Source organism: Intrasporangium sp. (assembly GCF_035688975.1).
GTDB lineage: Bacteria > Actinomycetota > Actinomycetes > Actinomycetales > Dermatophilaceae > CALMNV01.
In genome coordinates, this window is sequence record NZ_DASSMH010000112.1 from 1 (window position 1) to 24238 (window position 24238).

Annotated in this window: 23 protein-coding genes; 14 read left to right on the forward strand and 9 right to left on the reverse strand. The window is 73.3% G+C overall.

Annotated elements, in window-relative coordinates; genetic code table 11:
- Positions 1–119: 119 nt before the first annotated feature.
- From VFJ94_RS11570 to VFJ94_RS11595, 6 genes are all read right to left on the reverse strand, one after another.
- Complete coding sequence (locus VFJ94_RS11570; RefSeq protein ID WP_325004361.1) at positions 120–875, reverse strand: anti-sigma factor; 756 nt, start codon at positions 873–875, stop codon at positions 120–122.
- A complete protein-coding gene (gene sigK, locus VFJ94_RS11575; RefSeq protein ID WP_325004362.1) occupies positions 872–1474 on the reverse strand; it encodes an ECF RNA polymerase sigma factor SigK in 603 nt (200 codons plus the stop codon). The genes VFJ94_RS11570 and sigK overlap by 4 nt, the downstream gene beginning before the upstream one ends.
- Positions 1475–1517: 43 nt before the next feature.
- Entirely contained in the window at positions 1518–2186 is a 669-nt protein-coding gene (locus VFJ94_RS11580) for a fasciclin domain-containing protein (RefSeq protein WP_325004363.1), read from the reverse strand.
- A 121-nt stretch (positions 2187–2307) separates the two neighbouring features.
- Positions 2308–3885 (reverse strand): molybdopterin-dependent oxidoreductase, encoded by a 1578-nt coding sequence (locus VFJ94_RS11585; protein WP_325004364.1) that lies wholly within the window; start codon positions 3883–3885, stop codon positions 2308–2310.
- A 105-nt stretch (positions 3886–3990) separates the two neighbouring features.
- Entirely contained in the window at positions 3991–4449 is a 459-nt protein-coding gene (locus VFJ94_RS11590; RefSeq protein WP_325004365.1) for a hypothetical protein, read from the reverse strand.
- Positions 4450–4539: 90 nt separating this feature from the next.
- Entirely contained in the window at positions 4540–5178 is a 639-nt protein-coding gene (locus VFJ94_RS11595; protein ID WP_325004366.1) for a UdgX family uracil-DNA binding protein, read from the reverse strand.
- Between the two features lie 93 nt (positions 5179–5271).
- Between VFJ94_RS11595 and VFJ94_RS11600 the strand changes: the two genes are divergently transcribed.
- Genes VFJ94_RS11600 through VFJ94_RS11645 form a run of 10 tightly spaced genes read left to right on the forward strand, consistent with a single transcriptional unit; the run spans position 5272 to position 15392 of the window.
- Positions 5272–6495: an ATP-grasp domain-containing protein gene (locus VFJ94_RS11600; RefSeq protein WP_325004367.1), complete on the forward strand. Its 1224-nt coding sequence runs from the start codon at positions 5272–5274 to the stop codon at positions 6493–6495.
- Positions 6496–6530: 35 nt separating this feature from the next.
- Positions 6531–7451 (forward strand): hypothetical protein, encoded by a 921-nt coding sequence (locus tag VFJ94_RS11605; protein WP_325004368.1) that lies wholly within the window; start codon positions 6531–6533, stop codon positions 7449–7451.
- A complete protein-coding gene (locus VFJ94_RS11610) occupies positions 7448–8596 on the forward strand; it encodes an alpha/beta hydrolase-fold protein (RefSeq protein WP_325004369.1) in 1149 nt (382 codons plus the stop codon). The genes VFJ94_RS11605 and VFJ94_RS11610 overlap by 4 nt, the downstream gene beginning before the upstream one ends.
- Positions 8597–8635: 39 nt before the next feature.
- The gene (locus VFJ94_RS11615) at positions 8636–9361 is read left to right on the forward strand and encodes an esterase family protein (protein WP_325004370.1); all 726 of its coding nucleotides are present in this window, start codon (positions 8636–8638) and stop codon (positions 9359–9361) included.
- A gap of 19 nt (positions 9362–9380) precedes the next feature.
- A complete protein-coding gene (locus tag VFJ94_RS11620) occupies positions 9381–10124 on the forward strand; it encodes a glutamine amidotransferase (protein ID WP_325004371.1) in 744 nt (247 codons plus the stop codon).
- Between the two features lie 16 nt (positions 10125–10140).
- Positions 10141–11283 carry a CaiB/BaiF CoA-transferase family protein gene (locus VFJ94_RS11625; RefSeq protein ID WP_325004372.1) on the forward strand — a complete coding sequence of 381 codons (1143 nt, stop codon included), beginning with the start codon at positions 10141–10143 and terminating at the stop codon, positions 11281–11283.
- A complete protein-coding gene (locus VFJ94_RS11630; protein ID WP_325004373.1) occupies positions 11280–11951 on the forward strand; it encodes a nucleotidyltransferase family protein in 672 nt (223 codons plus the stop codon). The genes VFJ94_RS11625 and VFJ94_RS11630 overlap by 4 nt, the downstream gene beginning before the upstream one ends.
- 45 nt (positions 11952–11996) lie before the next feature.
- Positions 11997–12884: a MoxR family ATPase gene (locus VFJ94_RS11635; RefSeq protein ID WP_325004374.1), complete on the forward strand. Its 888-nt coding sequence runs from the start codon at positions 11997–11999 to the stop codon at positions 12882–12884.
- Complete coding sequence (locus tag VFJ94_RS11640; RefSeq protein WP_325004375.1) at positions 12881–14050, forward strand: vWA domain-containing protein; 1170 nt, start codon at positions 12881–12883, stop codon at positions 14048–14050. Before VFJ94_RS11635 ends, VFJ94_RS11640 begins: the two co-directional genes overlap by 4 nt.
- The gene (locus VFJ94_RS11645) at positions 14043–15392 is read left to right on the forward strand and encodes an XdhC family protein (protein ID WP_325004376.1); all 1350 of its coding nucleotides are present in this window, start codon (positions 14043–14045) and stop codon (positions 15390–15392) included. Before VFJ94_RS11640 ends, VFJ94_RS11645 begins: the two co-directional genes overlap by 8 nt.
- 21 nt (positions 15393–15413) lie before the next feature.
- Here the strand turns inward: VFJ94_RS11645 and mgrA are convergent, their stop codons facing one another.
- Entirely contained in the window at positions 15414–16457 is a 1044-nt protein-coding gene (gene mgrA / locus VFJ94_RS11650) for an L-glyceraldehyde 3-phosphate reductase (protein WP_325004377.1), read from the reverse strand.
- A 100-nt stretch (positions 16458–16557) separates the two neighbouring features.
- Between mgrA and VFJ94_RS11655 the strand changes: the two genes are divergently transcribed.
- From VFJ94_RS11655 to VFJ94_RS11670, 4 genes are read left to right on the forward strand one after another with little or no spacing between them, the layout of a single operon-like run.
- The gene (locus VFJ94_RS11655; protein ID WP_325004378.1) at positions 16558–17061 is read left to right on the forward strand and encodes a (2Fe-2S)-binding protein; all 504 of its coding nucleotides are present in this window, start codon (positions 16558–16560) and stop codon (positions 17059–17061) included.
- Positions 17061–19562: a xanthine dehydrogenase family protein molybdopterin-binding subunit gene (locus VFJ94_RS11660; RefSeq protein ID WP_325004379.1), complete on the forward strand. Its 2502-nt coding sequence runs from the start codon at positions 17061–17063 to the stop codon at positions 19560–19562. Before VFJ94_RS11655 ends, VFJ94_RS11660 begins: the two co-directional genes overlap by 1 nt.
- The gene (locus VFJ94_RS11665) at positions 19559–20416 is read left to right on the forward strand and encodes a xanthine dehydrogenase family protein subunit M (RefSeq protein WP_325004380.1); all 858 of its coding nucleotides are present in this window, start codon (positions 19559–19561) and stop codon (positions 20414–20416) included. The genes VFJ94_RS11660 and VFJ94_RS11665 overlap by 4 nt, the downstream gene beginning before the upstream one ends.
- A gap of 5 nt (positions 20417–20421) precedes the next feature.
- Positions 20422–21204, forward strand: coding sequence for an SRPBCC family protein (locus VFJ94_RS11670; protein WP_325004381.1), 783 nt, complete (start codon positions 20422–20424; stop codon positions 21202–21204).
- Positions 21205–21387: 183 nt separating this feature from the next.
- On the opposite strand, the gene VFJ94_RS11675 is transcribed toward VFJ94_RS11670, so the two are convergent.
- Both VFJ94_RS11675 and VFJ94_RS11680 read right to left on the reverse strand, forming a co-directional pair.
- Positions 21388–22788, reverse strand: a complete 1401-nt coding sequence (locus VFJ94_RS11675; protein WP_325004382.1) for an HNH endonuclease signature motif containing protein — start codon at positions 22786–22788, stop codon at positions 21388–21390.
- A 113-nt stretch (positions 22789–22901) separates the two neighbouring features.
- A complete protein-coding gene (locus VFJ94_RS11680; protein WP_325004383.1) occupies positions 22902–24230 on the reverse strand; it encodes an MFS transporter in 1329 nt (442 codons plus the stop codon).
- Between the last annotated feature and the right edge of the window lie 8 nt (positions 24231–24238).

Consider the following 24238-nt stretch of genomic DNA (forward strand, 5'->3'; position numbering starts at 1 on the left):
ACGGGGTGGGGTGTGCGGAAGTGGCCACTCGACGGGGTGGGGTGTGCGGAAGTGGCCACTCGACGGGGTGGGTGGGGCGGGGGAAGGTCGAGTGGCCAGTTGCGTGCACCGCCCTGGTGTCAGGAGAAGGCGAACAGGACGATCGGCGCGGACGTCGGCTGCGGCGAGCCGCCGGCGGGCTCGACGGTGATGCCGGCGCCCTTGGCCGTGCTGGCGTCACCCGTGAGGAGGGTGACCTGCTCGTCGCCTGCCCCGCCGCTGGCGGGCAGAAAACCCGCCGGGGCCATGTGCCCGGACGGGTCCTGGAGCCACAGCTGGTAGACCCGCCCGGCGGGCGCGGGCGGCATACCCGACGCGAGGACGACGGCCCGGTGCAACGAGGGCGAGCGGACCAGGGTCGCCCGCGCACCGCCAGGCAGGGTCTTGACGACCCGCGACGCGTCGGACGCATCGAGCACCTGGGAGGCGACGCTCGGCGGAGGCGCGCTGGGCGACATCGCCCGCCACGCGGCGAACCCGCCGATGACGAGGACCGCGGCCGCCGCGGCTGCCACGAGCAGGCGCCAGGGACCGGGCCGTCGGGTCGGGCCGGCGACGGGCGCATCGCCCGCGGCCAGCCGCGTGGGTGCGGGCCGGGGCGCCTCGGGCGGCAGCGGACGCACCGTCGTGATGTCGCGCAGCACGCGGGCCCGCAGCGACGGGGGCGGGGCCTGCACCGAGATGGCGGACAGCTCGCCGGCCGTCGCGGAGAGGTCGGCCACCTCGGCCTCGCAGGCCGGACAGCTGACGAGGTGCCGCTCGAACCGGGCCCGCTCGACGTCGTCGAGGGCGTCCACGGCATACGCACCGGAGAGCGCGTGGATGTCGTCGTTCATGAGCCCACCCCGAGCGTGTCCCGAAGTCGGATGAGGCCGTCGCGGATGCGGGTCTTCGCGGTGCCGAGGGGCAGGTCGAGCATTGATGCCACCTCCGTGTGGGTGTATCCGGACAGGTATGCGAGCTCGAGGGCTCCGCGCTGGGCGTCGGTCAGGGTGTCGAGGGCGCGCCGCACGCGCTCCGCGTCGAGCCGCAGGGCCACGGTCTCGGCAGTGGTGTCGTGGGCAGCCTCGTGGCTCGTGGCGTGCCAGGTCTCGTCGCGGCGCACGGCCGCCTCTGCCGACCGGACCCGGTCGACGGCCTTGCGGTGCGCGATGGTGAGCATCCAGGACAGGGCGCTGCCCCGGCGCGGGTCGAAGCGCGCGCAGTGTCGCCAGATCTCGAGGAAGGTCTCCTGGGTGACCTCCTCCGACTGGGCCGGGTCACGCACCACCCGGCGGACGAGGCCGTAGAGGCGCGGTGACACGGCGTCGTAGAGCTCACCGAACGCGCCCTCGTCCCCGCTCGCCGACCGGCGCAGGAGCCGGCCCAGGTCAGGGGCGCCGGTGGTCTCCTCCGACGGGTCATCGCCCGAGGAGACCACCGAGAAGGGGGACATGTCGTCCATTGTGCTGGCTGCTCGTCGGCTCGTCAGGCCCGGGTCACGGCATGAGGACGGAGTCCACGATGTAGACCGTGGCGTTCGCGGTGGGGACGTTGCCGCAGAGCACCGTCGCCTTCTCCTTGCCGACCGTGAAGTCCTTGCCGGAGCCCTCGACCATGAGGTCCGTGCCGGCGAGCGTCCGGTGCGTGCCGGCGATCTTGTCGGGACCGATCTTGCCGGCGACGACGTGGTTCGTGAGGATCTTGGTCAGCGTCGCCTTGTCGGCGAGCACCTTCTTGAGGTCGGCCGCGGGGATCTTGGTGAAGGCCTCGTTGGTCGGTGCGAACACCGTGATCTCGGGTGCCGAGTTGAGGGTGTCCACGAGACCGGCCGCCTTGACGGCGGTGACGAGAGTGGACAGGAGCGGGTTGTTGCTCGCGGCGGTCGCGACGGGGTCCGTGGCCATGCCCTGGAAGGATCCCTTGCCGTCCTTGGGAACGGCGGCGCACGCGGTGCCGAAGACCATCGAGGCCGGGTCGGCCATGGTCCCCGACGTGGTCATGTCGCCGGACGGGGTCGACCCGGTGGCCATGGGAGCGGCCTCGGACGTCATGGACGAGCTGGCGGCGCCGGCGGCCGGTGCTGCCGTGCCGGTGCTGCTCCCGCAGGCGGCGAGGCCGAGCGGCAGGGCCAGGGCGAGGGCCACGAGGGTGCTTCGGGTGTTCATGTCGTTGTGCTCCTGGTGTGTGGTGTGTGGTGCGGTGGGTGCTGGGTCACTGGGAGTTCGGAGCGGGACGCGGTGCGGATTGGGTTGTGGCGCAACATTTCTCGACAGGTTGAAGGGACGGTTACTGGACCGTCACGACGACGTCCTGTATGCCGCTCGACCCGCTGGGAAAGGGCGTCGCCCGCTCCGCGACCTGCGGGACCCCCCTCCGGTCGGTGGCGCGCACCGACAGGTGGTGCAGTCCCGGCGTCGCCTCCCACGGCAGGTACCACTGCCGCCACGAGTCGACGCCGATGTCGGGACCGAGCCGGGCCGGCTGCCAGGGCCCGTCGTCGACGCGCACCTCGACGGTGCCGACGCCGCGGTGCTGCGCCCACGCCACACCCCCGATCGCCACGCGTCCGGGGGCGATCGTCGAGAGTGGGACCGGGGTGTCGATCCGGGCGCTCGTCTTGATCGGCGCGTCGGTCGCCCACTGCCGCCTCGTCCAGTAGGCCTGCTCGGCGGCATACGTCGTGAGGGTGAGCCGGGAGAGCCACTTCGTGGCTCCGACGAAGCCGTAGAGCCCCGGTGTCACGAGGCGCGCGGGGAAGCCGTGGGCGTCGGGGAGCGGCTCGCCGTTCATGCCGATGGCCACCATGGCGTCGCGCCCGTCACGGATGGCGGAGAGCGGGGTGCTGATGGTGAACCCGTCCTCGGCGGCGCTGAGCAGCTGGTCGGAGGTGCCCTTGACGCCGGCGCGGTCGAGCAGGTCCGTCAGCCGGACGCCGAGCCAGCGTGCGGAGCCGACGTATCCGCCGCCCACCTCGTTGGAGACGCAGGTGAGCGTGATGTCCCGCTCGATGAGGGGCAGCGCGAGCAGCTCGGCGAAGGTGAGGGAGTAGGGCCGCTCCACCATCCCGTCGATCTCGAGGCGCCACGCGTCGACGTCGACGCGCGGGACGATGAGGTTGGTGTCGACGCGGTAGAAGTCAGCCGTCGGGGTCTGGAGGGGGGAGATCCCCGCGACGGTGCGCTCGAGCCCGGCGGGCAGCGGGCCTGCCGGCGTCCGCGGTCGTGGCAGCACGACGTCGGCGGTGGCCCGGATGCCGCCGCGCACCTGGCCGGCAACCCCGGCCAGGGCCGAGCCCACTGCCACGGCCACGGTTGCGAGGAGGAACGTGCGGCGGCCGGCGCCGGTCTCGGCGCGACCGGTCGACGGCGTGGTCGTGGCGCTCGGGGGCCCGGGAGCCGGCCGGTAGCTGGCCGCCGGCACCGTCCCGGGCCGCGGCGGCTCGGGCTCCGCGAGGACGGCCAGTCGGCGCAGCACGACGACGCCGACGACGAGCGCGGCGAGGGCCGGTAGGAGGTCGAGGGCCGACCCGGAGGGTCGGCTGACGGCCGCGAGTCCGGCCACGACGGCGAGGGCGGCGACCACGGCGGTGGCTGCGTCGGGTCGGCGTCGGGCAAGCAGGCCGGCCGCTGCGGCCAGCACGAGGGTGCCCAGCAGGACCGAGCCCTGCAGGACGAGCTTGTCGGCGGTGCCGAACTGCCGGATCGCCCACTCCTTCAGCGGAGTCGGCGTGAGGTCGATGACCGTCGAGCCGATCGCGAGCACCGGGGACGCGGCCGGGTCCGTGAAGGCGGCCACGAGGTGCCCGGCCGCGATGGCGGCCAGCGCGGCGAGGATGCCGGTGACGGCGAACCGGGTGCGGGTCATGGGAGGTGTTCGTTCTCACGGCTGCCGCGGATTGGCGGGGCGGACGGCCGACGACAGCGGGGCAGCGGCATACGGCTGCTCGTCATGAGGCCCCGGACGGGCAGGTCAGCCCACGTCGGTCCCGGGGCGTGCCAGCAGGCGCCTCAGCGTCGCGCCGTACGCGACGCGCGCCACGGCCGCCGTCACCCTCCCCGCCGCACCGGGCACACCGAGCACGGAGATCTCCTGGGTCCACTCGACCTCAGAGCCGCCAGGAGCGGCGCCGACGCGCAGCGCGATCCAGCCGCGGATCACCTTGCCCTCCTTGCGGATTCGGGCCACTCCGGGCTGGGCACCGCTGGGCGGCTCGATCTCGTCGATGACCATCGGGTCGTCGACGACGACGGGCCCCACGGCGGTTCGAGCGACGAACCTGCTGCCCGGGCGCAGCTCGTCGGCCCCGAGTGCGTCGCCGCACAGCGTGGTCAGGGGGATGACGGCCGTGTGGGCGCGCAGGTCGAGCACGCGTCGCCACGCCTCCTGAGGTGGCAGCGACGACGCAAGGCGGAGCTCGAACCGTGTCACGAGCCCATCGTGCCCCCAGCGTCGTCCGGGAGGCGGCCTGCCCCGGAGAGCGGTCGCGCGAGCACCATGCAGGGCAGCCTGCAGCGGTGCTCAGCCTCGGCCGGCCAGCCTCTCGCGGGCGACGGCCAGGTCCGCGGTGAGACCGGCATACAGCTCGTCCCGCTCCCGCGCCCGCAGCACGGCGGACGGGTGGATGGTGGCCACGACCCACTCCTGCCGTGTCGGAAGCGGCTCGAGCACCCGGCCGCGCGAGGCGCCGACCCGGAAGCCCGGGCCGAGCAGCGCCTTGCCCGCTGTCGCTCCGAGCAGCACGAGGCCCTCGGGCCGCAGCGCGTCGAGCTCCGCGAGCAGCCACGGCTGGCACGCCGCGACCTGCCACCGTGACGGGCTCTCGTGGATCCGGCGCTTGCCCTGCTGGGTGAAGCGGAAGTGCTTGACCGCGTTGGTCACCCACACCTGCTCGCGGGCGATCCCCGCCTCCTCCAGGGCCCGGTCGAGCACCCGCCCGGCGGGTCCGACGAAGGGCTCGCCCGCCCGGTCCTCGGCGTCCCCCGGCTGCTCGCCGACGAGCACGAGCCGGGCGTCGGCACTGCCGTCGCCGAAGACCGCCTGGGTGGCCTCACGGTAGAGGTCGCAGCCGCGACATCCCTGCACGGCGGTCGCGAGGGAGGGGAGGCTGCGGCGCGGCGGAAGGAAGCTCTCCGCACCGGGGAAGTCGGGACCGGGCATGTGCTGGCGCTACCCTCAGCCGGCCGGAATATGCCCGTGGGCCGCCGCCGGCCCACCGCGACGAGGGCCCGGCCGCGCCCTAGAGTCGGGTCCGTGAACATCATCTTCGTCGAGCCGAACTTCCCGGCGAACCAGCGCCGGTTCGTCCACGCGCTCGCCGGCGTGGGTGCCACCGTCTTCGGCATCGGGGAGACCGAGGAGGGCCACCTCGGTGACGAGCTGCGCAGCGCCATGCACGGCTACTACCGGGTCGGCTCGGTCACCGACGTCGACCAGCTGACCGAGGCCGTCCGCTACTTCCAGGGGCGGGTGTGGGTGGACGCCCTCGAGGCGACGGTCGAGGCCCACACCATGCCCGCCGCGCAGGTCCGGGAGGCGTGCGGCATACCCGGCACGTCGGTCCGCACCACGTGGCTCTGCCGCGACAAGCCCTCGATGAAGGAGGCGCTGCGCCAGGCCGGCGTCCCCACCGCGGCCTCGGCCGCCGTGGACGCCCCGGACGAGGCGCGCGACTTCGCCCGGCGCACCGGCTACCCCCTCGTCCTCAAGCCACGCGCCGGCGCCGGGGCCCAGGGCACCGTGCGCGTGGACAACGACCGCGAGCTCGCGGCTGCGCTCGACCGGTTCGGCGCCGAGGGCGCGTCGTCCATCGCCATCGAGGAGTTCGTCGAGGGCCATGAGGGCTTCTACGACACGATCACGCTCGGCGGCAACATCGTGCACGACTGGGCCACGCACTACTACCCCAACGTGCTCGAGGCGATGCGGCACCGGTGGATCTCGCCCCAGTTCGTCACGACCAACCGGCTCGACGGCAACGGCTTCTACGACGAGGTGCGCGAGCTGGGCCAGCGGGTCATCGCCGCTCTCGGCATCGAGACGTCCGCCACGCACATGGAGTGGTTCTACGGCCCCAAGGGCCTGCGCTTCTCGGAGATCGGCGCGCGGCCCCCGGGCGTGGGGTGCTGGGACCTCTACTCGGCGAGCAACGACGTCGACGTCTACCGCGAGTGGGCCCACATCGTCACCCACGGCCGGCCCGAGCACTCGATGCGCCGGCCGTATGCCGCGGGCATCGTCGCGCTGCGCCCGAGCGCCGACGGGGCGATCCGGGGCTACTCCGGGATCGACGAGATCCAGGGGCGCTACGGCGAGTGGATCCTCGACGCCCACTTCCCGCCCCCCGGCCACTCCACCCAGGCCATCGAGGCGGGGTACATGGCCAACGCATGGCTGCGCATGCGCCACCCCGACTACGACGTCGTGCGCGCGATGCTCGACGACGCGGGCCGGACGATCAAGGTCCACGCCGGCTGAGCCGCTGGCTCCCCGGGACTCCCACACCGCCGCCGATGACCACGATCCTGCTCGGGCCGCAACGCTTCACCACGACGGTCACCCCCGCGCTGCGCTCCCTGGACGCCGATGGGCCGGTCGCCGTCATCAACGCGGGCTGGGAGGAGCGCGAGGGCGACGACGGCGAGCTGGACGGGCTGCTCGACGGGCGCGGGCGCAACCTGCGGCTCTACGAGCGCACCTTCGAGGTCCTCGCCGAGGACGAGCGCTTCGCGGCCGCCGGCCTTGCCTTCCGGGACCGGCAGGACGAGCTGCGGGCCTTCTACGGCATACGGCTGCGCGCCGCCATGGACGCGGTCGCCGAGGTCCTGCACCGCTCGTCCCCGCACGGGCTGCGGGGCACGGCGGTCGAGGCGGCCATCGCCGCGGTGCGAGACGTCGACACCTGGTATGCCGGTCAGCTCAAGGAGCTCTACCGCGAGGTGGACGCGGCCGCGCCGCCCGAGCAGAGCGAGCCGATCGCCCGGCACCGCAGCGAGATCGACGCGGTGCTGCAGGAGTGCTGCGCCGTCGTGCTGCCCGGGGGGCACGTCGGCTCCCTCGTGCGCGCCCTGCGCCTCTTCCGGGTGCGCATCCCGGCCCACCTGCCGGTCATCGCGTGGTCCGCGGGCGCCATGGCGCTCACCGAGCGGGTCGTGCTCTTCCACGACTTCGGCCCACACGGGGCGTCGTTCCCGGAGGTCTACGACCGCGGCCTGGCGCGGCTGCCGGGGATCGCGGTGTTCCCCCACGCCAAGCGCCGGCTGCGGCTCGACGATCCCGAGGCCCTGCAGGTGCTCGCCCGGCGCTTCGCCGACCTGCGGCTCCTGCTGCTCGACACGGGCACGTTCCTGCGTTTCGAGGCGGGCGGCCAGGGCCTCCCGGACGGCGCCCGCGTCATCACCGACGAGGGCCGTGTGGCGCAGGTGGGCGCGTGAACGCCGGCCGACTCGCGATCAACCGGCTGCGGGAGCGGGCCCCGGTCGACGGCGCGACGATCGACCGCTTCGTCGCGCGCCATGGCTCGCCCATCGTCGAGGGGGAGCGGGCCACGTTCCTCTTCCGCGGCGAGGTGGACCAGGCGTTCGTCCGCCACCGGGTGGTCGGCCTGCCCGATCCGCTGGAGATGACGCGCTTCCCCGAGTCGGACCTGTGGACGGCGACCACGCTGCTTCCGGAAGGCTCTCGCGTCGAGTACCAGATCGAGGTCCGCCGCGGCGAGCACCACGAGCGGTTCAACGACCCGCTCAACCCCCGCCTCGCGCACAGCCCGCTCGGGTCGTCGTCGGTGTGCGCCGCCGTCGGCTACCGCGTGCCCGACTGGGTGGCCCACGACCCGGAGGCCCGTCCCGGCGAGATCGTCGAGGAGACGATGCACAGCAAGGCCCTGCGCCGTGACCAGCCGGTCAAGGTCTACCTGCCGGCGCGCTTCAACGACAGGCTGCGCTACCCGTTGCTCGTGGTCCACGACGGGGACGACTACCTGGGCTTCGCCGCGATGAAGACGGTGCTCGACAACCTCATCCACCGCCTCGACGTCGAGCCGCTCGTCGTGGCCTTCGTCGCACCTGAGGACCGGCTCAAGGAGTATCCCGACCACGCGCCGCACGCCCGGTTCCTGGCGCGCGAGCTCGTGCCGCTGCTCACCGAGCGCCTGCCGCTCGTCGACACCCCGGAGGCGCGCTGCCTCATGGGGTCCTCGTTCGGTGGCGTCGCGGCCCTGTCGAGCGCGGTGCGCTACCCCGGCCTCTTCGGCTCGCTGCTGCTGCAGTCGGCGTCGCTCGTCTTCACCGACATCGGCTTCGACCACGGCGGCGGGCCCTACTTCGACCCGGTCGTGAAGTTCGTCAACCGCTACCGGTCCCGGCCGACCCGGCCGGTCGACCGGATCTACATGACGTGCGGCGTCTACGAGCCGCTCATCACGCCGAACCGGTCGATGGTGCCCGTCTTCCGCGCGGCAGGGATGACGGTCAACTACGCCGAGGCCCGCGACGGCCACAACTGGGAGAACTGGCGCGACCGCCTCGGCCCGGCGCTGTCGTGGATCTTCCCCGGCCCCCAGAAGTTCGTCTACGAATGAGCAGCAGCCTTGCTGAGCAGCAGCCCTAAGGAGGAAGCCATGAAGGTGAGCGACCGCTGGTGGTCCGAGCGCCTCGGCCAGGAGCTGACCGTCAGCCGATGGGGCACCTGGGGCGTGCCGGTGCTGCTCTTTCCCACGGCGGGCGGCGACGCCGAGGAGGTGGAGCGGGGCGGCCTCATCGACGCCGTCCGGCCGCTTCTCGACTCCGGCCGCGCCAAGGTCTACTCGTGCGACAGCACCGCTGGCCAGGCCCTCGCCCGCCGGGAGGGCTCGACGGCATACCGCATGGCGCTCTTCAACGCCTACCACCAGGCCGTCGCCGAGGAGGTCCTCCCCGCCATCGCCTCCGACTGCGGCGGCCCGCAGCCCCTCGTCGCGGCGGGAGCCTCCATCGGCGCCTTCAACGCCGTCGCCCTCCTCTGCCGCTACCCGCACCTCGTCGACGCGGCACTCGGCATGAGCGGCACGTATGCGGTGGACGCGATGATCGGCGGCCCGCTCACCGACGACCTGTACTTCTCCTCCCCGCTGCACTTCCTGCCGGGCCTCGACGGCGACGCGCTCGAGCAGCTGCGCCGCCGCATGGTCGTGCTCGCGAGCGGAACCGGCGCCTGGGAGGACATCTCCGAGTCGTGGGAGATGGCCCGGGTGCTCGGCAGCAAGGGCGTGCCCAACCGCGTCGATGACTGGGGGCCCGGCTACGCCCACGACTGGCCGACGTGGCGCGAGATGCTGCCGCTCTACCTCGAGGACCTCCTGCCGTGACCCCGCCGGGCTGGGCGCCGTGAGACGGGCCCCCTTCCTCCTGCTGACGTCACGGGCCGAGGACCACCTGAGCGAGCACGAGTCGGCCGGCCTCAAGCGGCTCACCGGGCTCGCCGACGACGAGGTCGTCCAGATCCGCATGGAGCAGGCGGAGTTCCTGCCGGTCCCGCTCGACGACGTGTCCGGCGTCATCCTCGGCGGCAGCCCCTTCACGACGTCGGACCCGGTGGAGCACAAGTCGGAGCAGCAGCTGCGCGTCGAGGGGGAGCTCGTGCTGCTGCTGCGGGAGGTCTTCACCCGCGACGTGCCCTATCTCGGCCTCTGCTACGGCATCGGCGTGACCTCCCTCGTGGCCGGGGGCCTGGTCGACCGCACCTTCGGCGAGGGGGTCGGCCCGACGACGGTCACCGTCACCGACGAGGGTCGCGCCGACCCCGTCTTCGGCGGTATGCCGCCCACGTTCACCGCCTTCACCGGGCACAAGGAGGCGTGCAGCGAGCTGCCGCCCGGCGCGGTGCTCCTCGCCACGAACGACGCCTGCCCCGTGCAGGCCTACCGGCTCGGGGGGCGGCAGTACGTCACCCAGTTCCACCCCGAGCTCGAGCCGGACCACTTCATCCACCGCATCCGCGCCTACCGGCACCTCGGCTACTTCAGTCCAGAGACGTCCGAGGAGCTCATCGAGCGGGTGGGATCGGTGGACGTCTCGCAGGCGCACGGGGTGCTGCGCGGGTTCGTCCGCGAGTTCGCGCGACCGCGCTGAGACGGCCGGACCCACCATGTCGGGGCAGGGACCGCTCACCGGTGTCACCGTCGTCGAGCTCGGCGGCATCGGGCCGGCGCCGTTCTGCGCCATGGTGCTCGCCGACCTCGGGGCCGACGTCGTCCGCGTCCAGCGCCCGGGCGCGTCGGGCGCCGCGGCCAACCCGGTCCTCGACCGGGGGCGGCGCTCGATCACCGTCGACCTCAGGCAGGAGCCGGGCCGCGCCCTCGTCCGGGACCTCGCCGCTCGTGCGGATGCGCTCGTCGAGGGCTTCCGTCCAGGGGTCGCCGAGCGCCTCGGCCTCGGCCCGGCGGACCTGCACGCGCGCAACCCACGGCTCGTCTACGGGCGGATGACCGGCTTCGGCCAGGACGGTCCGTTGGCGCAGCGCGCCGGGCACGACCTCAACTACATCGCCCTGACCGGAGCTCTCGCAGCCATCGGTCGACCCGGGTCGCCGCCCACGCCGCCGCTCAACCTCGTGGCCGACTTCGGCGGTGGCGGCATGCTGCTCGCCGTCGGGGTCCTCGCGGCGGTGCTCAGCGCCCGCACGACCGGGGCCGGCCAGGTCGTCGACGCGGCGATGGTGGACGGCTCCGCGCTGCTCATGTCGATGGTCTACGGCCTCCACGCCATGGGCGAGTGGACGGTGGAGCGGGGGACGAACCTCCTCGACGGCGGGTGCCCCTTCTACGACGTGTATGCGTGCGCCGACGGTGCGCACCAGGCCGTCGGGGCGCTCGAGCCGCAGTTCTTCGCCGAGCTCGTCCGGGTCCTGGGCGTGCAGGACGAGGTGGACCTCACCCGGCAGTACGACCGGGAGACGTGGCCGCACCAACGAGCCGTGATCTCGCGGGCCTTCGCGGCACGGCCCCGCGACGAGTGGACCGAGCTGTTCACCGACGTCGACGCGTGCGTCACCCCGGTCCTCACGATGGCCGAGGCGCCCACCCACCCGCACAACGTCGCGCGCGGGACCCTGCCCAGGGACGGCCACGGGGTCGTGCAGCCGGCTCCGGCGCCCCGCTTCTCCCGGACCCCCGCAGCGCCGCCGCGTGCCGCCGCGGCGCCCGGCGCGCACACGGACGAGCTCCTCGCCGGGCTGGGGTTGTCCGCGCAGCAGATCGCGCAGCTGCGCGCTGCCGGGGTGGTGGCGTGAGCCAGGTCCCGCCGACCGCCCGCGCGGCGCGGCCCTCGCCAGTGCAGGAACCGCCGGCCCGGGAGCCCGTGCGTGGGCTGCTCCTCGCCGCGGGCGAGGGCCGCCGGATGGGCGGCCCGAAGGCCCTCCTGCGCACGGCTGCGGGTGGGCCGACCCTCGTGGAGACCGGCATACGTGCCCTGCTCGGAGGCGGCTGCAACGGCGTGACCGTCGTCGTGGGCGCGTCCGCCGACGAGGTGCGGCTGCTCGCCGACCGGGTGGGCGCGGGGGCCGACGTGGAGGTCGTCGACTGTCCTGACTGGCGCGAGGGCATGGGCGCGTCCCTGCGCGCCGGCCTGGCAGCCGTCGGTCCGCGCGCCGTCGATGCGGTCGTCGTGACGCTCGTCGACCTGCCCGACGTCGGTGTGCCGGTGGTGCGGCGGTTGGTGGCCGCGGTCCGGGAGGCCGGCCCGTGGCGCACCGCGCTGGCGCGCGCGGCATACGGCGGCGTGCCGGGCCACCCCGCCCTGATCGGGCGGACGCACTGGTCGGCCGTCGTGGCCACGGCGACGGGCGACCGCGGGGCGCGCGACCACTTCGCAACCACGCCCCACCTCCTCGTCGAGGTGGGCGACCTCGGCACGGGCCGCGACGTCGACACGCCGGCCGACCTGCACCGGCTGGAGTGAGGGCCCGGGCTATGCAATCGGGGGGCCGTCGGCAATGCTCGGGGCATGGAGCGGGCATTCGACACCGTCGACGAGGTCACCGACGTCCTCGCCGGCACCGGCTACCTGGCCGACGAGGCGCTCGCGACGGTGACGTTCCTCGCGACGCGGCTCGACCGGCCCGTCCTCCTCGAGGGCGAGCCGGGGACGGGCAAGACGGCCCTCGCCGAGGCCCTCGCGCAGGGGCTCGCGCTGCCGATGCTGCGCCTGCAGTGCTACGAAGGGATCGAGGCGACGCAGGCGCTCTACGACTGGGACTTCCCGCGCCAGATCCTGCACCTGCGCGCCGTGGAGGCCCTGGCCCGTGACGAGGACCGCGACCCGGCCGCGCTGGAGGCCGAGCTCTTCGACGAGCGCTTCCTCCTCGCCCGGCCGGTGCTCCAGGCCCTGCGGCAGAGCCCCTGCGTCCTGCTCATCGACGAGATCGACCGGGCGGACGACGAGTTCGAGGCGTTCCTCCTGGAGGTCCTCTCGACGTGGCAGGTGACCGTCCCCGAGATCGGGACCATCAGCGCCAAGGTGCCACCCCTCGTCGTCCTCACCTCCAACCGCACCCGCGAGCTGCACGACGCGCTGAAACGGCGCTGCCTCTACCACTGGATCGACCACCCGGGGCTGGCCCGCGAGCTCGAGATCGTGCGGACCCGCCTGCCGCACGTCTCGGCCGCCCTCGCCGACGAGGTCGTCCGGCTGGTCCACCGACTGCGGACGTCCGGCGAGCTCATCAAGCCACCCGGGGTGGCCGAGACGCTCGACTGGGCCCGGGCGCTCGATGCCCTCGGTGCCGTGGCGCTCGATGCCGAGGTGGCGAGCGCCACGCTCGGGGCGGCGGTCAAGTACCGCGAGGACGCCGACCGGGTGCGCTCGCAGCTCGACCGGATCCTCACGCCGTGACCGCCGTGACCGCCGTGACTGCCATGACCGCCGGGCCGACCGGGCCGACCGGGCCGCTCGCCGCTGCCCGCCGGCCCGATGAAGTGCTCCTCGGCTTCGCCCGCGCCCTGCGTGCTGCCGGCACGGCGGTGACCGCGGACCGCGAGCGCACCTTCCTCACGGCCGCCGCCGCCATCGGACTCGACCGTCGTAGCCACGTCTACTGGGCGGGCCGGGCGACGTTGACGTCGTCCCCGGCGGACATCGAGCGCTACGACTCCGTCTTCGAGGCCTGGTTCTCCGGGCGGCCTCCGCAACTGGGCCCCGCCGCGGAGCGGGCGCGGCCGCCGAGCCGCCAGGCGCCCCTCGGCGAGGACGGCTCCGGTGCCGAGACGGGCGAGGGGGACGACGACGTCGTGCGGGCCCGCGCCAGCGCGCGGGAGGTGCTGCGCCACCGCGACGTCGGTGGGCTCACCCCCGGCGAGCGCGAAGCGCTGACGCGGCTCTTCGGCGCCCTGCGACCGGAGGCCCCGCGGCGGCGCGCGCGACGTCACGTCCGGGCCCGGGCGGGCCTCGTCGACGGCCCCGCCACCTTGCGCGAGCAGCTGCGTCGCGTCGGCGAGCCCGGCCCGGTGCGGCGTCGGCGGCGCACGACCCGGCCGCGGCGCGTCGTGCTTCTCGTGGACGTGTCGGGGTCGATGGCGCCCTATGCCGACAGCCTGCTGCGGCTCGCCCACGCCTTCGCCCGGTCCGTGTCCTCCGTGGAGGTCTTCACCATGGGGACCCGGCTCACGCACGTCACGCGGGCGCTGCGCGAGCGCGACCCGGAGCAGGCCCTGCGGGCGGCCGGACAGGTGGTGCCGGACTGGTCCGGCGGCACCCGCCTCGGCGAGGTGCTCGGGGCCTTCCTCGACCGCTGGGGCCGGCGCGGCCTCGCCCGCGGCGCCGTGGTCGTCCTCTTCTCGGACGGCTGGGAGCGGGAGGGCCCCGAGCTCCTCGGGGAGCAGATGCGCCGGCTGCGGGCGCTCGCGCACCATGTCGTCTGGGCCAACCCGCACCGTGGCAAGGCCGGGTACCAGCCGGTGCAGCAGGGGATCGTCGCGGCCCTGCCGCACGTGGACGCCTTCGTCGCGGGACACTCGTTCGCGACGTTCGAGGAGCTGGTCGAGGTGGTGGCCCGTGCGTGAGGTGCTGTCAGAGCTGTTGGCCTGGTGGGAAGCCGGCGAGGCGGTCGGCGTGGGCACGGTCGTCGGCACGTGGCGCTCGGCGCCGCGCCCGGCCGGGGCCTCGATGCTCGTCGGTCCCGGGGGCGAGGCTGTCGGGTCGGTCTCCGGCGGGTGCGTCGAGGGGGCCGTCTACGAGCTGGCCCAGGAGGTGGTGACGTCCGGGGCGCCCGTGCTGCAGCGCTACGGCGTGAGCGACGACGACGCGTATGCCGTGGGGCTGACGTGCGGGGGGATCCTCGACGTGTTCGTGGAGAAGGTGTCGCGCGAGACGTTCCCCGAGCTCGGGTCGGTCGCGGCCGACATCGAGGCCGGCCGCCCCGTCGCCGTCGCGACCGTCATCGCGCATCCGGACCCCGCGTGGCTCGGCCGGCGGCTCGTCGTCCACCCGGAGGGAGAGCAGGTGGACGAGGGGCACGACAACGGCACCCCGCCCCCGGTCGAGTGGCCAGTTTCGCCCGGTGCCACGTCCACCGTTGAGTGGCCAGTTTCGCCCGGTGCCAACGGGACCGAAGTGGCCACTCGAGGGGGGGAGGACGGGACGGAAGTGGCCACTCGAGGGGGGGAGGACGGGACGGGACGTGCGTCGGCACGCGGCTCGGCGGCATACGGTCACCGTCTCTCGCTCGGCAGCGAGCGGGCCGACGCCGCCGTGCGTGACGACGCACGCGGCCTGCTCGACCAGGGTCGGACCGGCATCCTCACCTACGGACCCGACGGCGAACGCCGGGGGGAAGGCATGCGCGTCTTCGTCGCCTCGCACGCGCCCAAGCCGCGGATGCTCGTCTTCGGGGCGATCGACTTCGCGGCGGCCGTCGCCCGGGTCGGCAGCTTCCTCGGCTACCGGGTGACGGTGTGCGACGCGCGGCCGGTGTTTGCGACGGCCACTCGTTTCCCTGGCGCCGACGAGGTCGTCGTCCAGTGGCCGCACGACTACCTGCGCGCCGAGGTCGACGCCGGACGGACCGACGCCCGGACGGTGGTCTGCGTCCTCACCCACGACCCGAAGTTCGACGTCCCGCTCCTCGAGGTGGCGCTGCGCCTCCCGGACGTCGCCTACGTCGGGGCGATGGGATCGCGGCGAACCCACGAGGACCGCCTGCGGCGGCTGCGCGACGCGGGACTCACCGAGGCCGAACTCGCGCGCCTGAGCTCGCCCATCGGTCTCGATCTCGGCGCTCGGACACCCGAGGAGACGGCCGTGTCGATCGCGGCCGAGGTCATCGCCCTGCGCTGGGGCGGGGCCGGGGAGCGGCTCGTGACGAGGGCGGGCCCGATCCACCACCACCACGCGGCGCACGACTGACGGTGCGCCGGGCGGCCGCCGTCAGTGGCTGCTCGAGGCCCTCCAGAGGTTGATACCCGCCTCGACGGCATGCTCGTCGATGCGCGCGAGCTCCTCGTCGCTGAAGTCGAGCGCCGCGAGGGCGCCGAGGCTGTCCTCGAGCTGCGCGACGCTCGAGGCCCCGATGAGCACGGACGTCACCCGCGCGTCGCGCAGCACCCACGCGAGGGCCAGCTGGGCGAGCGACTGCCCTCGCGCCGACGCGATCTCGCCGAGGGCGCGGACGTGCCGCATGGACTGCTCCGTGAGGAGGTTTGGGTCGAGCGACTTCCCTTGTGCCGCACGGGAATCCGCCGGTATGCCGTCTAGGTACTTGTCGGTGAGCATGCCCTGGGCGAGGGGCGAGAAAGCGATGCAGCCGACCCCTTCCTGCCCGAGGACGTCGAGCAGGTCCTCCTCGACCCAGCGGTTGAGCATGGAGTAGGACGGCTGGTGGATGAGCAGGGGCGTGCCGAGGTCGCGCAGGATCGCCACCGCCTCCCGGGTGCGGGTGCCCGAGTAGGAGGAGATGCCGGCATACAGCGCCTTGCCCTGACGCACGGCGGTGTCGAGGGCTCCCATCGTCTCCTCGAGCGGGGTCGTGTCGTCGAAGCGGTGTGAGTAGAAGATGTCGACGTAGTCGACCCCCATGCGCTCCAGGGACTGGTCGAGGGAGGCGAGGACGTACTTGCGCGAGCCGCCGCCCTGGCCGTAGGGCCCGGGCCACATGTCGTATCCCGCCTTCGTCGACAGGACGAGCTCGTTGCGGTAGCGGCGGAAGTCCTGGGCGTAGATCGTGCCGAAGTTGCGCTCGGCGGAGCCGTAGGGGGGCCCGTAGTTGTTGGCGAGGTCGAAGTGCGTCACGCCGAGGTCGAAGGCGCGGCGGAGGATGGCTCGCTGTCGGTCCAGCGGCACGTCGTCGCCGAAGTTGTGCCACAGGCCGAGCGAGACGGCGGGCAGGTCGAGCCCGCTCCGCCCCGTGCGGCGATAGGTCATCGTGTCGTAACGGTCGGGGGCAGCCTGGTAGTCGTCGACGCGGAAGGTCATGGCGACATCCTCTCCCGCCCGCCACCCCTTGTCAGGCGGCCCCCCTCAGACGAGACTCCAGCAAGGAAGTCCCACTGCAACGCAGCAGGAAGGTCGTCGCATGACGCGAATCACCCTGACCGTGGACGGAGTCCGTTACTCCGACGAGGTCGAGCCCAGGACGTTGCTGGTCCACTACCTGAGGGAGGCGCTCGGCAAGGTCGGCACCGTGGTCGGCTGCGACACGAGCAACTGCGGAGCCTGCACGGTCCATCTCGACGGCACGAGCGTCAAGTCGTGCAACGTCCTCGCGGTGCAGGCGGACGGCCACGAGGTGACCACCATCGAGGGGCTGGCGACCGACGGCGAGCTGCACCCGATGCAGCAGGCCTTTCGCGAGTGCCACGCCCTCCAGTGCGGCTTCTGCACCCCGGGGATGATCATGCAGGCCTGCGACCTGCTCAAGGACAACCCCAACCCGACCGAGGCCGAGATCCGCGAGGGCATGGAGGGCAACCTCTGCCGGTGCACCGGCTACCACAACATCGTCAAGGCGGTCCAGCAGGCGGCTGGTGCGCTCGGCGGCACGCGCACCAGCGCGACGGCCGAGGCGGGGGTGGCCTGATGACGATCACCGACGACCGACCAGAGGGCGCCTCCTCGCCCGAGGTCGGCAAGTCCCGCATCCGCAAGGAGGACCAGCGTCTCATCACCGGCCGCACGCGCTGGACCGACAACATCGTGCTTCCGGGCATGCTCCACCTCGCGATGGTGCGCAGCCCCTTCGCGCACGCCACTATCACCGCGGTCGGCACCGACGAAGCCAAGGCGGCGCCGGGCGTCGTGGGCGTGTTCACCGGCGAGGACCTCAAGGACATCCAGGGCGTCAACGCCAACGCCTGGCCGCTGAACGCCGAGCAGGTCACCCCGACGCACCTGCCCGTCGCCATCGACCGCGTCGCGTGCGCCGGGGAGATCGTCGCCGTCGTCGTCGCGCGCACGGCCGCCGAGGCCAGGGATGCCGCCGAGCTCGTCGACGTCGACTACGACGAGCTCCCCGCCGTCCTCGACCTGAAGCAGGCCGCGGCGGACGCGGTGCTCGCCCACCCCGACCTCGGCACCAACAAGTCGGCGTTCTGGCGGCTCGACACCGCCGAGCAGGGCTCCGGCGGTAACGTCGACGAGGCCATCGCCAAGGCTCGCACCGACGGCATCGTCATCGAGCGCGAATACCGCCAACAGCGTCTCATCCCGGCGTTCATGGAGCCCCGGTCCGTCGTTGTGGATCCCACCGGGGAACAGCTGACGGTCTGGTCCGCGACCCAGATCCCACACATCCTGCGCTTCCTCATCGCGGCGACGACGGGCATCCCGGAGTCGAAGCTGCGTGTCGTCGCCCCCGACGTCGGCGGCGGCTTCGGCGGCAAGCTGCAGACGACCCCTGAGGAGTTCGCGACCCTCGCGGTCGCCCGCCGCCTGGGCAAGCCGTGCAAGTACACCGAGACCCGCTCGGAGTCGCTCCTGTCGGGCCACCACGGCCGCGACCAGTGGCAGAAGCTGACCCTCACCGCCGAGAAGGACGGCACGGTCACCGGGCTCAAGGTCGAGCTGCTCGCCGACCTGGGGGCCTACGTCGCCATCATGGGCGGCGGCGTGCCGGTGCTCGGCGCGTGGATGTTCAACTCCATCTACAAGTTCCCGGCATACCAGTTCAACTGCCAGACGGTGCTGACGAACAAGACCTGGGTCGACGCCTATCGCGGTGCGGGCCGACCCGAGGCGACCTACGCCATCGAGCGCCTGATGGACGAGCTCGCGGTCGAGGTCGGGGTCGACCCCCTCGAGATCCGCGAGAAGAACTGGATCAAGCACGAGGAGTTCCCCTTCACCACCGTCGCCGGCATGACGTACGATTCGGGCAACTACGAGGCGGCGACCGCGCGGGCCAAGGAGCTGTTCGGCTACGACGCGCTGCGGGAGGAGCAGCGGCGCCGCCGCGAGGGCAACGACCCCGTCCAGCTCGGCATCGGGGTGTCGACCTTCACCGAGATGTGCGGCCTCGCGCCCTCACGCATCCTCGGCTCGCTCAACTACGGGGCGGGTGGCTGGGAGAGCGCGAGCATCCGCATGCTCGCCACCGGCAAGGTCGAGGTCGTCACCGGCGTCTCGGCGCACGGGCAGGGACACGAGACGGCGTGGAGCCAGATCGTCGCCGACCGGCTCGGCGTGCCGTTCGAGGACGTCGAGGTGCTCCACGGTGACACGCAGGTCGCGCCGAAGGGGATGGACACCTACGGCTCGCGTTCGCTCGTCGTCGGGGCCGAGGCCGTCGTGCGGGCCGCCGACAAGGTCATCGAGAAGGCCAAGCCGATGGCGGCGCACCTGCTCGAGGCCAGCGTCGACGACCTCGAGTTCACCCGGGGCCGCTTCGCCGTGAAGGGCACCGACAAGGGCCTCGGCATCGGCGAGATCGCGCTCGCCACGTGGACCGGCCACAACCTGCCCGACGGCGTCGAGCCGAGCCTCGACGCCGACGCGACGTTCGACCCCGAGACGTTCTCGTTCCCGCACGGGACGCACCTGTGCGCCATGGAGGTCGACACCGAGACGGGAGCCACGACGATGCGCAAGTACGTCTGCGTCGACGACATCGGCAACATCGTCAACCCGCTCATCGTCGAGGGCCAGGTGCACGGTGGGCTCGTCCAGGGCATCGCCCAGGCGCTCTGGGAAGGCGCGGAGTATGACGACCAGGGCACGCTCGTCACGGGCTCCTTCGTCGACTACACGCTGCCCACCTCGGCCGACACCATCAGCTTCGTCACCGACCACACGACGTCGCCGTCGACGACCAACACACTCGGCGCCAAGGGAGTCGGCGAGGCGGGCACCATCGCCTCGACGCCCGCGGTGGTCAACGCCATCGTCGACGCCGTGCGCCATCTCGGCGTCAACGACATCGTCATGCCGTGCACTCCGGAGCGGGTGTGGAAGGCGATCCAGGCCGGCGCAGCCGTCACCACGGAGGGCGAACGCGAGGCCGCGCCACACTTCGACGAGGCCGCGCCGAACGCCGACCTACCCGGCGGCCCAGCCGGTCCCGCGACACAAGGCGGTGCCCAATGATCCCCGTCCAGTTCGCCTACCTCGCACCGGAGTCGCTCGAGGACGCGCTGGCAGCGCTCGCCGAGCACGGCGACGAGGCCAAGGTGCTCGCCGGCGGGCAGTCGCTCCTGCCGATCCTGCGGATGCGCCTCAACGCGCCGGGCGTCGTCGTCGACCTCGGGAGGATCCCCAGCCTCCAGGGCATCTCCGACGACGGCGACCACCTCGTCATCGGCGCCATGACGACGTATGCCGCGGTGCTCGCCTCCGAGGCCGTGTCGGCCCACGCGGCCCTGCTGTCCAAGGCGATCCACACGGTCGCCGACCCTCAGATCCGGCACCGCGGCACCATCGGCGGTGCCCTCGTGCACGCCGACCCGGCCGGCGACGTGGGCGCTGCCGCGCTCGCCCTGGACGCGCAGCTCGTCATCGCGGGCCAGGCCGGGTCGACCCGCACCGTGGCCGCCGAGGACTTCTTCGAGGACCTCTTCACCACGGCGGTCGGCGACGGGGAGCTGCTGACCCAGATCCGGGTGCCGAAGCACACCGGCTGGGGCGCGCATTACGAGAAGTTCGTGCGGGTCAGCCACCAGTGGTCGATCGTCGGCGTCGCGGCGACGGTGCGCAGCGAGGGCGGCACGATCGCCGAGGCCCGGGTCGGCCTGACGAACATGGGCTCGACTCCGCTGCGCGCCCGCTCCGTCGAGGAGGCGCTCGTCGGGCAGCTGGCCACCGACGAGGCCGTGCGCGCCGCGGTGGCCTCGGTCGCGGAGGGGACCAATCCGCCCTCCGACCTCAACGGCGACGCCGACTACCGCCGACACCTTGCCACCGTGCTGACGCGACGGGCCGTGCTCGCCGCGGCCGGGGCGTGACCCGCATGGAACTGAGGCACTCCTTCACGGTCCCGACCTCCGTCGAGGATGCGTGGGCGCTCTTTCTCGACCTCGACAAGGTGGGTGGCTGCTTCCCCGGCGCGACCGTGACTGACGCCTCTCCCGATGGGTTCTCCGGCACGGTCAAGGTCAAGCTCGGGCCGATCGCGCTGCTCTATGCCGGGTCCGGGTCGTTCGTCGAGAAGGACGAACAGGCGCACCGGGCGGTCATCGAGGCCAAGGGCAAGGACAAGCGTGGAAACGGCACGGCCGGCGCGACGGTGACGATCCAGCTCGCGCCCGACGGCTCAGGCGCTCGGGCCGACGTCACCACCGACCTGTCCGTGACGGGGAAGCCGGCGCAGTTCGGCCGAGGCGTCATGCAGGACGTATCCGACAAGCTGCTCGCCCAGTTCGTCGCCTGCGTGGAGCGGCAGCTCACCGGGCCCTCGCCGAGCGAGTCCGCGACCGAGGCCGCGGTCGGTGCGGCGGCGGACGCGGCAGCGCAAGCGCCGGTTGGCCCAGCGGACGAGGCATCGGGCGCGGCGCCGGCGCGATCCGCTCCGGAGAAGGCGCCGTCGGTGGTTGCCGCAGGAGCGAGCCGTGGTGGCGCCGGGGGCCCGTCGCGACCACCACGGGCCGTGCCCTCCGGCGTCGAGGAGGCTGCTGCGCTGGACCTCGGCTCGGCCGTCATGCCCGTGCTCATCCAGCGTTACGCCGGCTACGCGGCGGCCGGCGTCATCGGCGTGCTGGTCGGCTGGCTGCTCGGGCGCCGCCGCTCACGTTGACGTCGGAGGCGAGCGCCCGGCACGTCGGGAGGGTGCGGCGCGCTGGGCGCAGCGCGTCGGCTCGACCGGCCCCGCGGCACACCCCGTCGCCGGGCCCGTCGATGGCGACACCAGTCAGGGACACCGTGGCGCGGGCAGGCCCTGAGCCCCCGACCGGATGGGCGGGGGTCGGGGGCGGGGTCGCTAGACATGCCAGGTGACACCGGTGCTGGTGACCGTCGCCACCAGCCCCCGGACGTGGACCACCGTGTGGTGCCGTGCGCAGAGCAGGGCGGCATTGAGCAGGTCGGTGGGTCCGCCATGGAGCCAGTGCTTGACGTGGTGGCTCTCGCACCATTGCGGCGGAATGGTGCAGCCCGGGAAGGTGCAGCCCCGGTCCCGGATCGCCAGGGCGCGGCGCTGCGCGGGGGTGAAGAACCGCTCCTCATGCCCGACGTCGAGGACCTCGCTCGGCCCGGCGAGCACGACCGGGATGATGCCGGCGTCGCAGGCGAGGCGCCGGACGGTGGAGGGGGAGAGGACCTCGTCGTTCTTGGCGACGCCGGCGCCGCGCAGCTGACCCAGGAGCGCTTCCACGCTCATGGTGACGACGAGCTTGGCGCGCTCCGTGCGCGGCATCCCTTCCGGCGCGGCCACGGCCCGGCCAACGAGCTCCAGCAGCGCGTCGGCACGTCGGGTGGCCGGCGAGCGCGGGTCGTCCCTGTCGACACCGTCCCATCCCAGGTCCGGACGCGGCCTGGACAGCGGGTCGATGGCGGCGTCGATGATGGCCGCACCCTCCGGGTCGAGACGAAGCCGGTACTCGGACATGCCGGCGCTCCTGCCGACCCTGCTGAACGCCCGTCCCAGCCGGCGCCCGGCGTCCTGTGCGTCGAGCTCGCGAGGCGGCTTGAGACTGGTCCGTGCGTGGTCCGTCAGGCGGGTGAGCTCCCGAACGGTGAAGACCTCGACCGTGTCGACCATGGCCTCGACGATGCCGGCCAGCTGCTCCGGGTCGGCGATGGTCTGGACGTCCTCGTGGAAGCGGACGAGCACTGCGGCCTGGGCCACAGTCACCCGACCGTCGCGCACCTTCTCGGCCAGGCGAGCCCACCGCGGCTCGCTCATCGCGGCGCCCACCTTCGTGACCGTGGACGCTTGGCCTCCGTCGAGGCCCGGCGCGTGCGACCGCACCCAGTCCGGGCGAGAGAGACCGTCCTCGCTGCCCAGCCCGCGACCGTCGGCCTCTCCGGCGAGGACAGCCGTCAGACTGTGCGCCATCTCCCGAAGCACCTGAGCCTGCGCGATGACCTCACCGACGGCGCCCTCGGGTAACGACCACGTCGGGTAGTCGCGTGCGAGCAGCCTGACCGTGCGAGCCATCGCCGCGAGCAGCGCGGCGACTGCGTGCGGCTCGGGCGGCTCGCCATTCGCCTGGTCGGTGGCGGCCGCGCTGGGGTGGTCGGTGGCGGCCGCGCTGGGGGCGTCGGTGGCGGCCGCGCTGGGGGCGTCGGCGGCGCGCGGCTTGTCCTCGGCGCCCGACGCGTCCCCAGGAGCACGCCGGCCTGCCGCCGGCCGGCGTGAGATGTGCGGTGCTGTGCTCATGAGTCGAACATATGCTCGAGCACCGACACTGCCCAGCGGCCGACCGGCCCCTGTGGACAAGGTCGGTCCGGACGCGCGGCCTGTGGACGCGGCCGCGGGGGACGGCCCCTCGCCTACTCCTCGAGGGCGCGGCCCCGCCACTCGGGCAGCCCGAGGGCCGCCCCGGCGGCGATGACGAAGGCCGCGCCGAACACCGCGAAGACCAGCCCCGTGCCGCCCGCGTCCTTCAGCCACGGCACCGACAGCGGCGCGAGGATCGAGGCGATCCGGCCGAACGCCGCCGCGGACCCGGCCCCGCTGCCGCGCAGGCGCGTCGGGTAGACCTCGGGCGTCACGGCATACAGCGCACCCCAGGCGCCAAGGTTGAAGAACGAGAGGGCGCAGCCAGCCGTGATGATGCCGGCCTCGCTGCCCGCCTGGCCGAAGGCGACTGCCGACACGGCCGAGCCGAGGAGGAAGGTGGCGAGCGTCGCGCGCCGTCCCCACAGCTCGATGAGGACCGCGGCCGCGGCATATCCAGGAAGCTGCGCGAGCGTGATGACGAGGGTGAAGCCGAACGAGCGGGTGAGCGAGAACCCCTGGGCCACCAGCAGGCTGGGGATCCAGATGAAGGCACCGTAGTAGGAGAAGTTGACGCCGAACCACGTGACCCAGAGCGCTGCCGTGCGTCCGCCCAGACCAGCGGTCCACAGGGCCCGCCACGGAGGAGCGGGAGCCTGCCGCGCCGGAGGCGACGGGGCGGGCGCCACGCCGGAGGCGGACTCGAATGTCCGCACGGCGGCCTCCGCCTCCCCGGTGCGGCCTTTGGCCTCGAGGAAGCGGACGGACTCCGGCAGCGCCGAGCGAACGACGGCGGCATACGCGGCGGGCACGACGCCGAGGAAGAGGGCCCAGCGCCACCCGTCGTCCGAGACCGGCACGACGAAGTAGCCGATGAGAGCCGCGAGGATCCACCCGACCGCCCAGAAAGCCTCGAGGACCACCACCATTCGGCCGCGGATGGCCGAGGGTGAGTACTCGCTCACGAGCGTGGAGGCGACCGGCAGCTCGGCACCGAGACCCAGGCCGACGACGAACCGCATGATGATGAGCATGGCGACGCCGGTGGACAGGCCGGCCGCCCCGGTGGCGAGGCCGTAGACGAGGAGCGTGACCGCGAAGACGTTGCGCCGGCCGATGCGGTCCGCGAGCAGCCCCCCGACGGAGGCGCCGATCGCCATGCCCACGAAGCCGATCGAGCCGATCCACGACAGCTGCGTGGCGTCGAGGTGCCACTGCTTGGCCAGAGCCGCCATGACGAACGAGATGAGGCCCACGTCCATGGCGTCGAGGGCCCAGCCCACGCCGGAGCCGACGAGGAGGCGGCGGTGGGCCGCGTTGAACGGCAGCCGGTCGAGGCGGGTGGCCCGGCTCGGCGGCGCGGTGGTGGGTGCGGTGCTCATCATTCCTC

Bases quoted from the DNA above. Each gene is read 5' to 3' on its own strand.
- VFJ94_RS11595 (WP_325004366.1), bottom strand. From the start codon at position 5,178: ATGCCCGGTCCCGACTTCCCCGGTGCGGAGAGCTTCCTTCCGCCGCGC.
- sigK (WP_325004362.1), bottom strand. From the start codon at position 1,474: ATGTCCCCCTTCTCGGTGGTCTCCTCGGGCGATGACCCGTCGGAGGAG.
- mgrA (WP_325004377.1), bottom strand. From the start codon at position 16,457: ATGACCTTCCGCGTCGACGACTACCAGGCTGCCCCCGACCGTTACGAC.
- VFJ94_RS11635 (WP_325004374.1), top strand. From the start codon at position 11,997: ATGGAGCGGGCATTCGACACCGTCGACGAGGTCACCGACGTCCTCGCC.
- VFJ94_RS11570 (WP_325004361.1), bottom strand. From the start codon at position 875: ATGAACGACGACATCCACGCGCTCTCCGGTGCGTATGCCGTGGACGCC.
- VFJ94_RS11680 (WP_325004383.1), bottom strand. From the start codon at position 24,230: ATGAGCACCGCACCCACCACCGCGCCGCCGAGCCGGGCCACCCGCCTC.
- VFJ94_RS11660 (WP_325004379.1), top strand. From the start codon at position 17,061: ATGACGATCACCGACGACCGACCAGAGGGCGCCTCCTCGCCCGAGGTC.
- VFJ94_RS11675 (WP_325004382.1), bottom strand. From the start codon at position 22,788: ATGAGCACAGCACCGCACATCTCACGCCGGCCGGCGGCAGGCCGGCGT.
- VFJ94_RS11625 (WP_325004372.1), top strand. From the start codon at position 10,141: ATGTCGGGGCAGGGACCGCTCACCGGTGTCACCGTCGTCGAGCTCGGC.
- VFJ94_RS11605 (WP_325004368.1), top strand. From the start codon at position 6,531: ATGACCACGATCCTGCTCGGGCCGCAACGCTTCACCACGACGGTCACC.
- VFJ94_RS11655 (WP_325004378.1), top strand. From the start codon at position 16,558: ATGACGCGAATCACCCTGACCGTGGACGGAGTCCGTTACTCCGACGAG.
- VFJ94_RS11670 (WP_325004381.1), top strand. From the start codon at position 20,422: ATGGAACTGAGGCACTCCTTCACGGTCCCGACCTCCGTCGAGGATGCG.
- VFJ94_RS11615 (WP_325004370.1), top strand. From the start codon at position 8,636: ATGAAGGTGAGCGACCGCTGGTGGTCCGAGCGCCTCGGCCAGGAGCTG.
- VFJ94_RS11665 (WP_325004380.1), top strand. From the start codon at position 19,559: ATGATCCCCGTCCAGTTCGCCTACCTCGCACCGGAGTCGCTCGAGGAC.
- VFJ94_RS11585 (WP_325004364.1), bottom strand. From the start codon at position 3,885: ATGACCCGCACCCGGTTCGCCGTCACCGGCATCCTCGCCGCGCTGGCC.
- VFJ94_RS11580 (WP_325004363.1), bottom strand. From the start codon at position 2,186: ATGAACACCCGAAGCACCCTCGTGGCCCTCGCCCTGGCCCTGCCGCTC.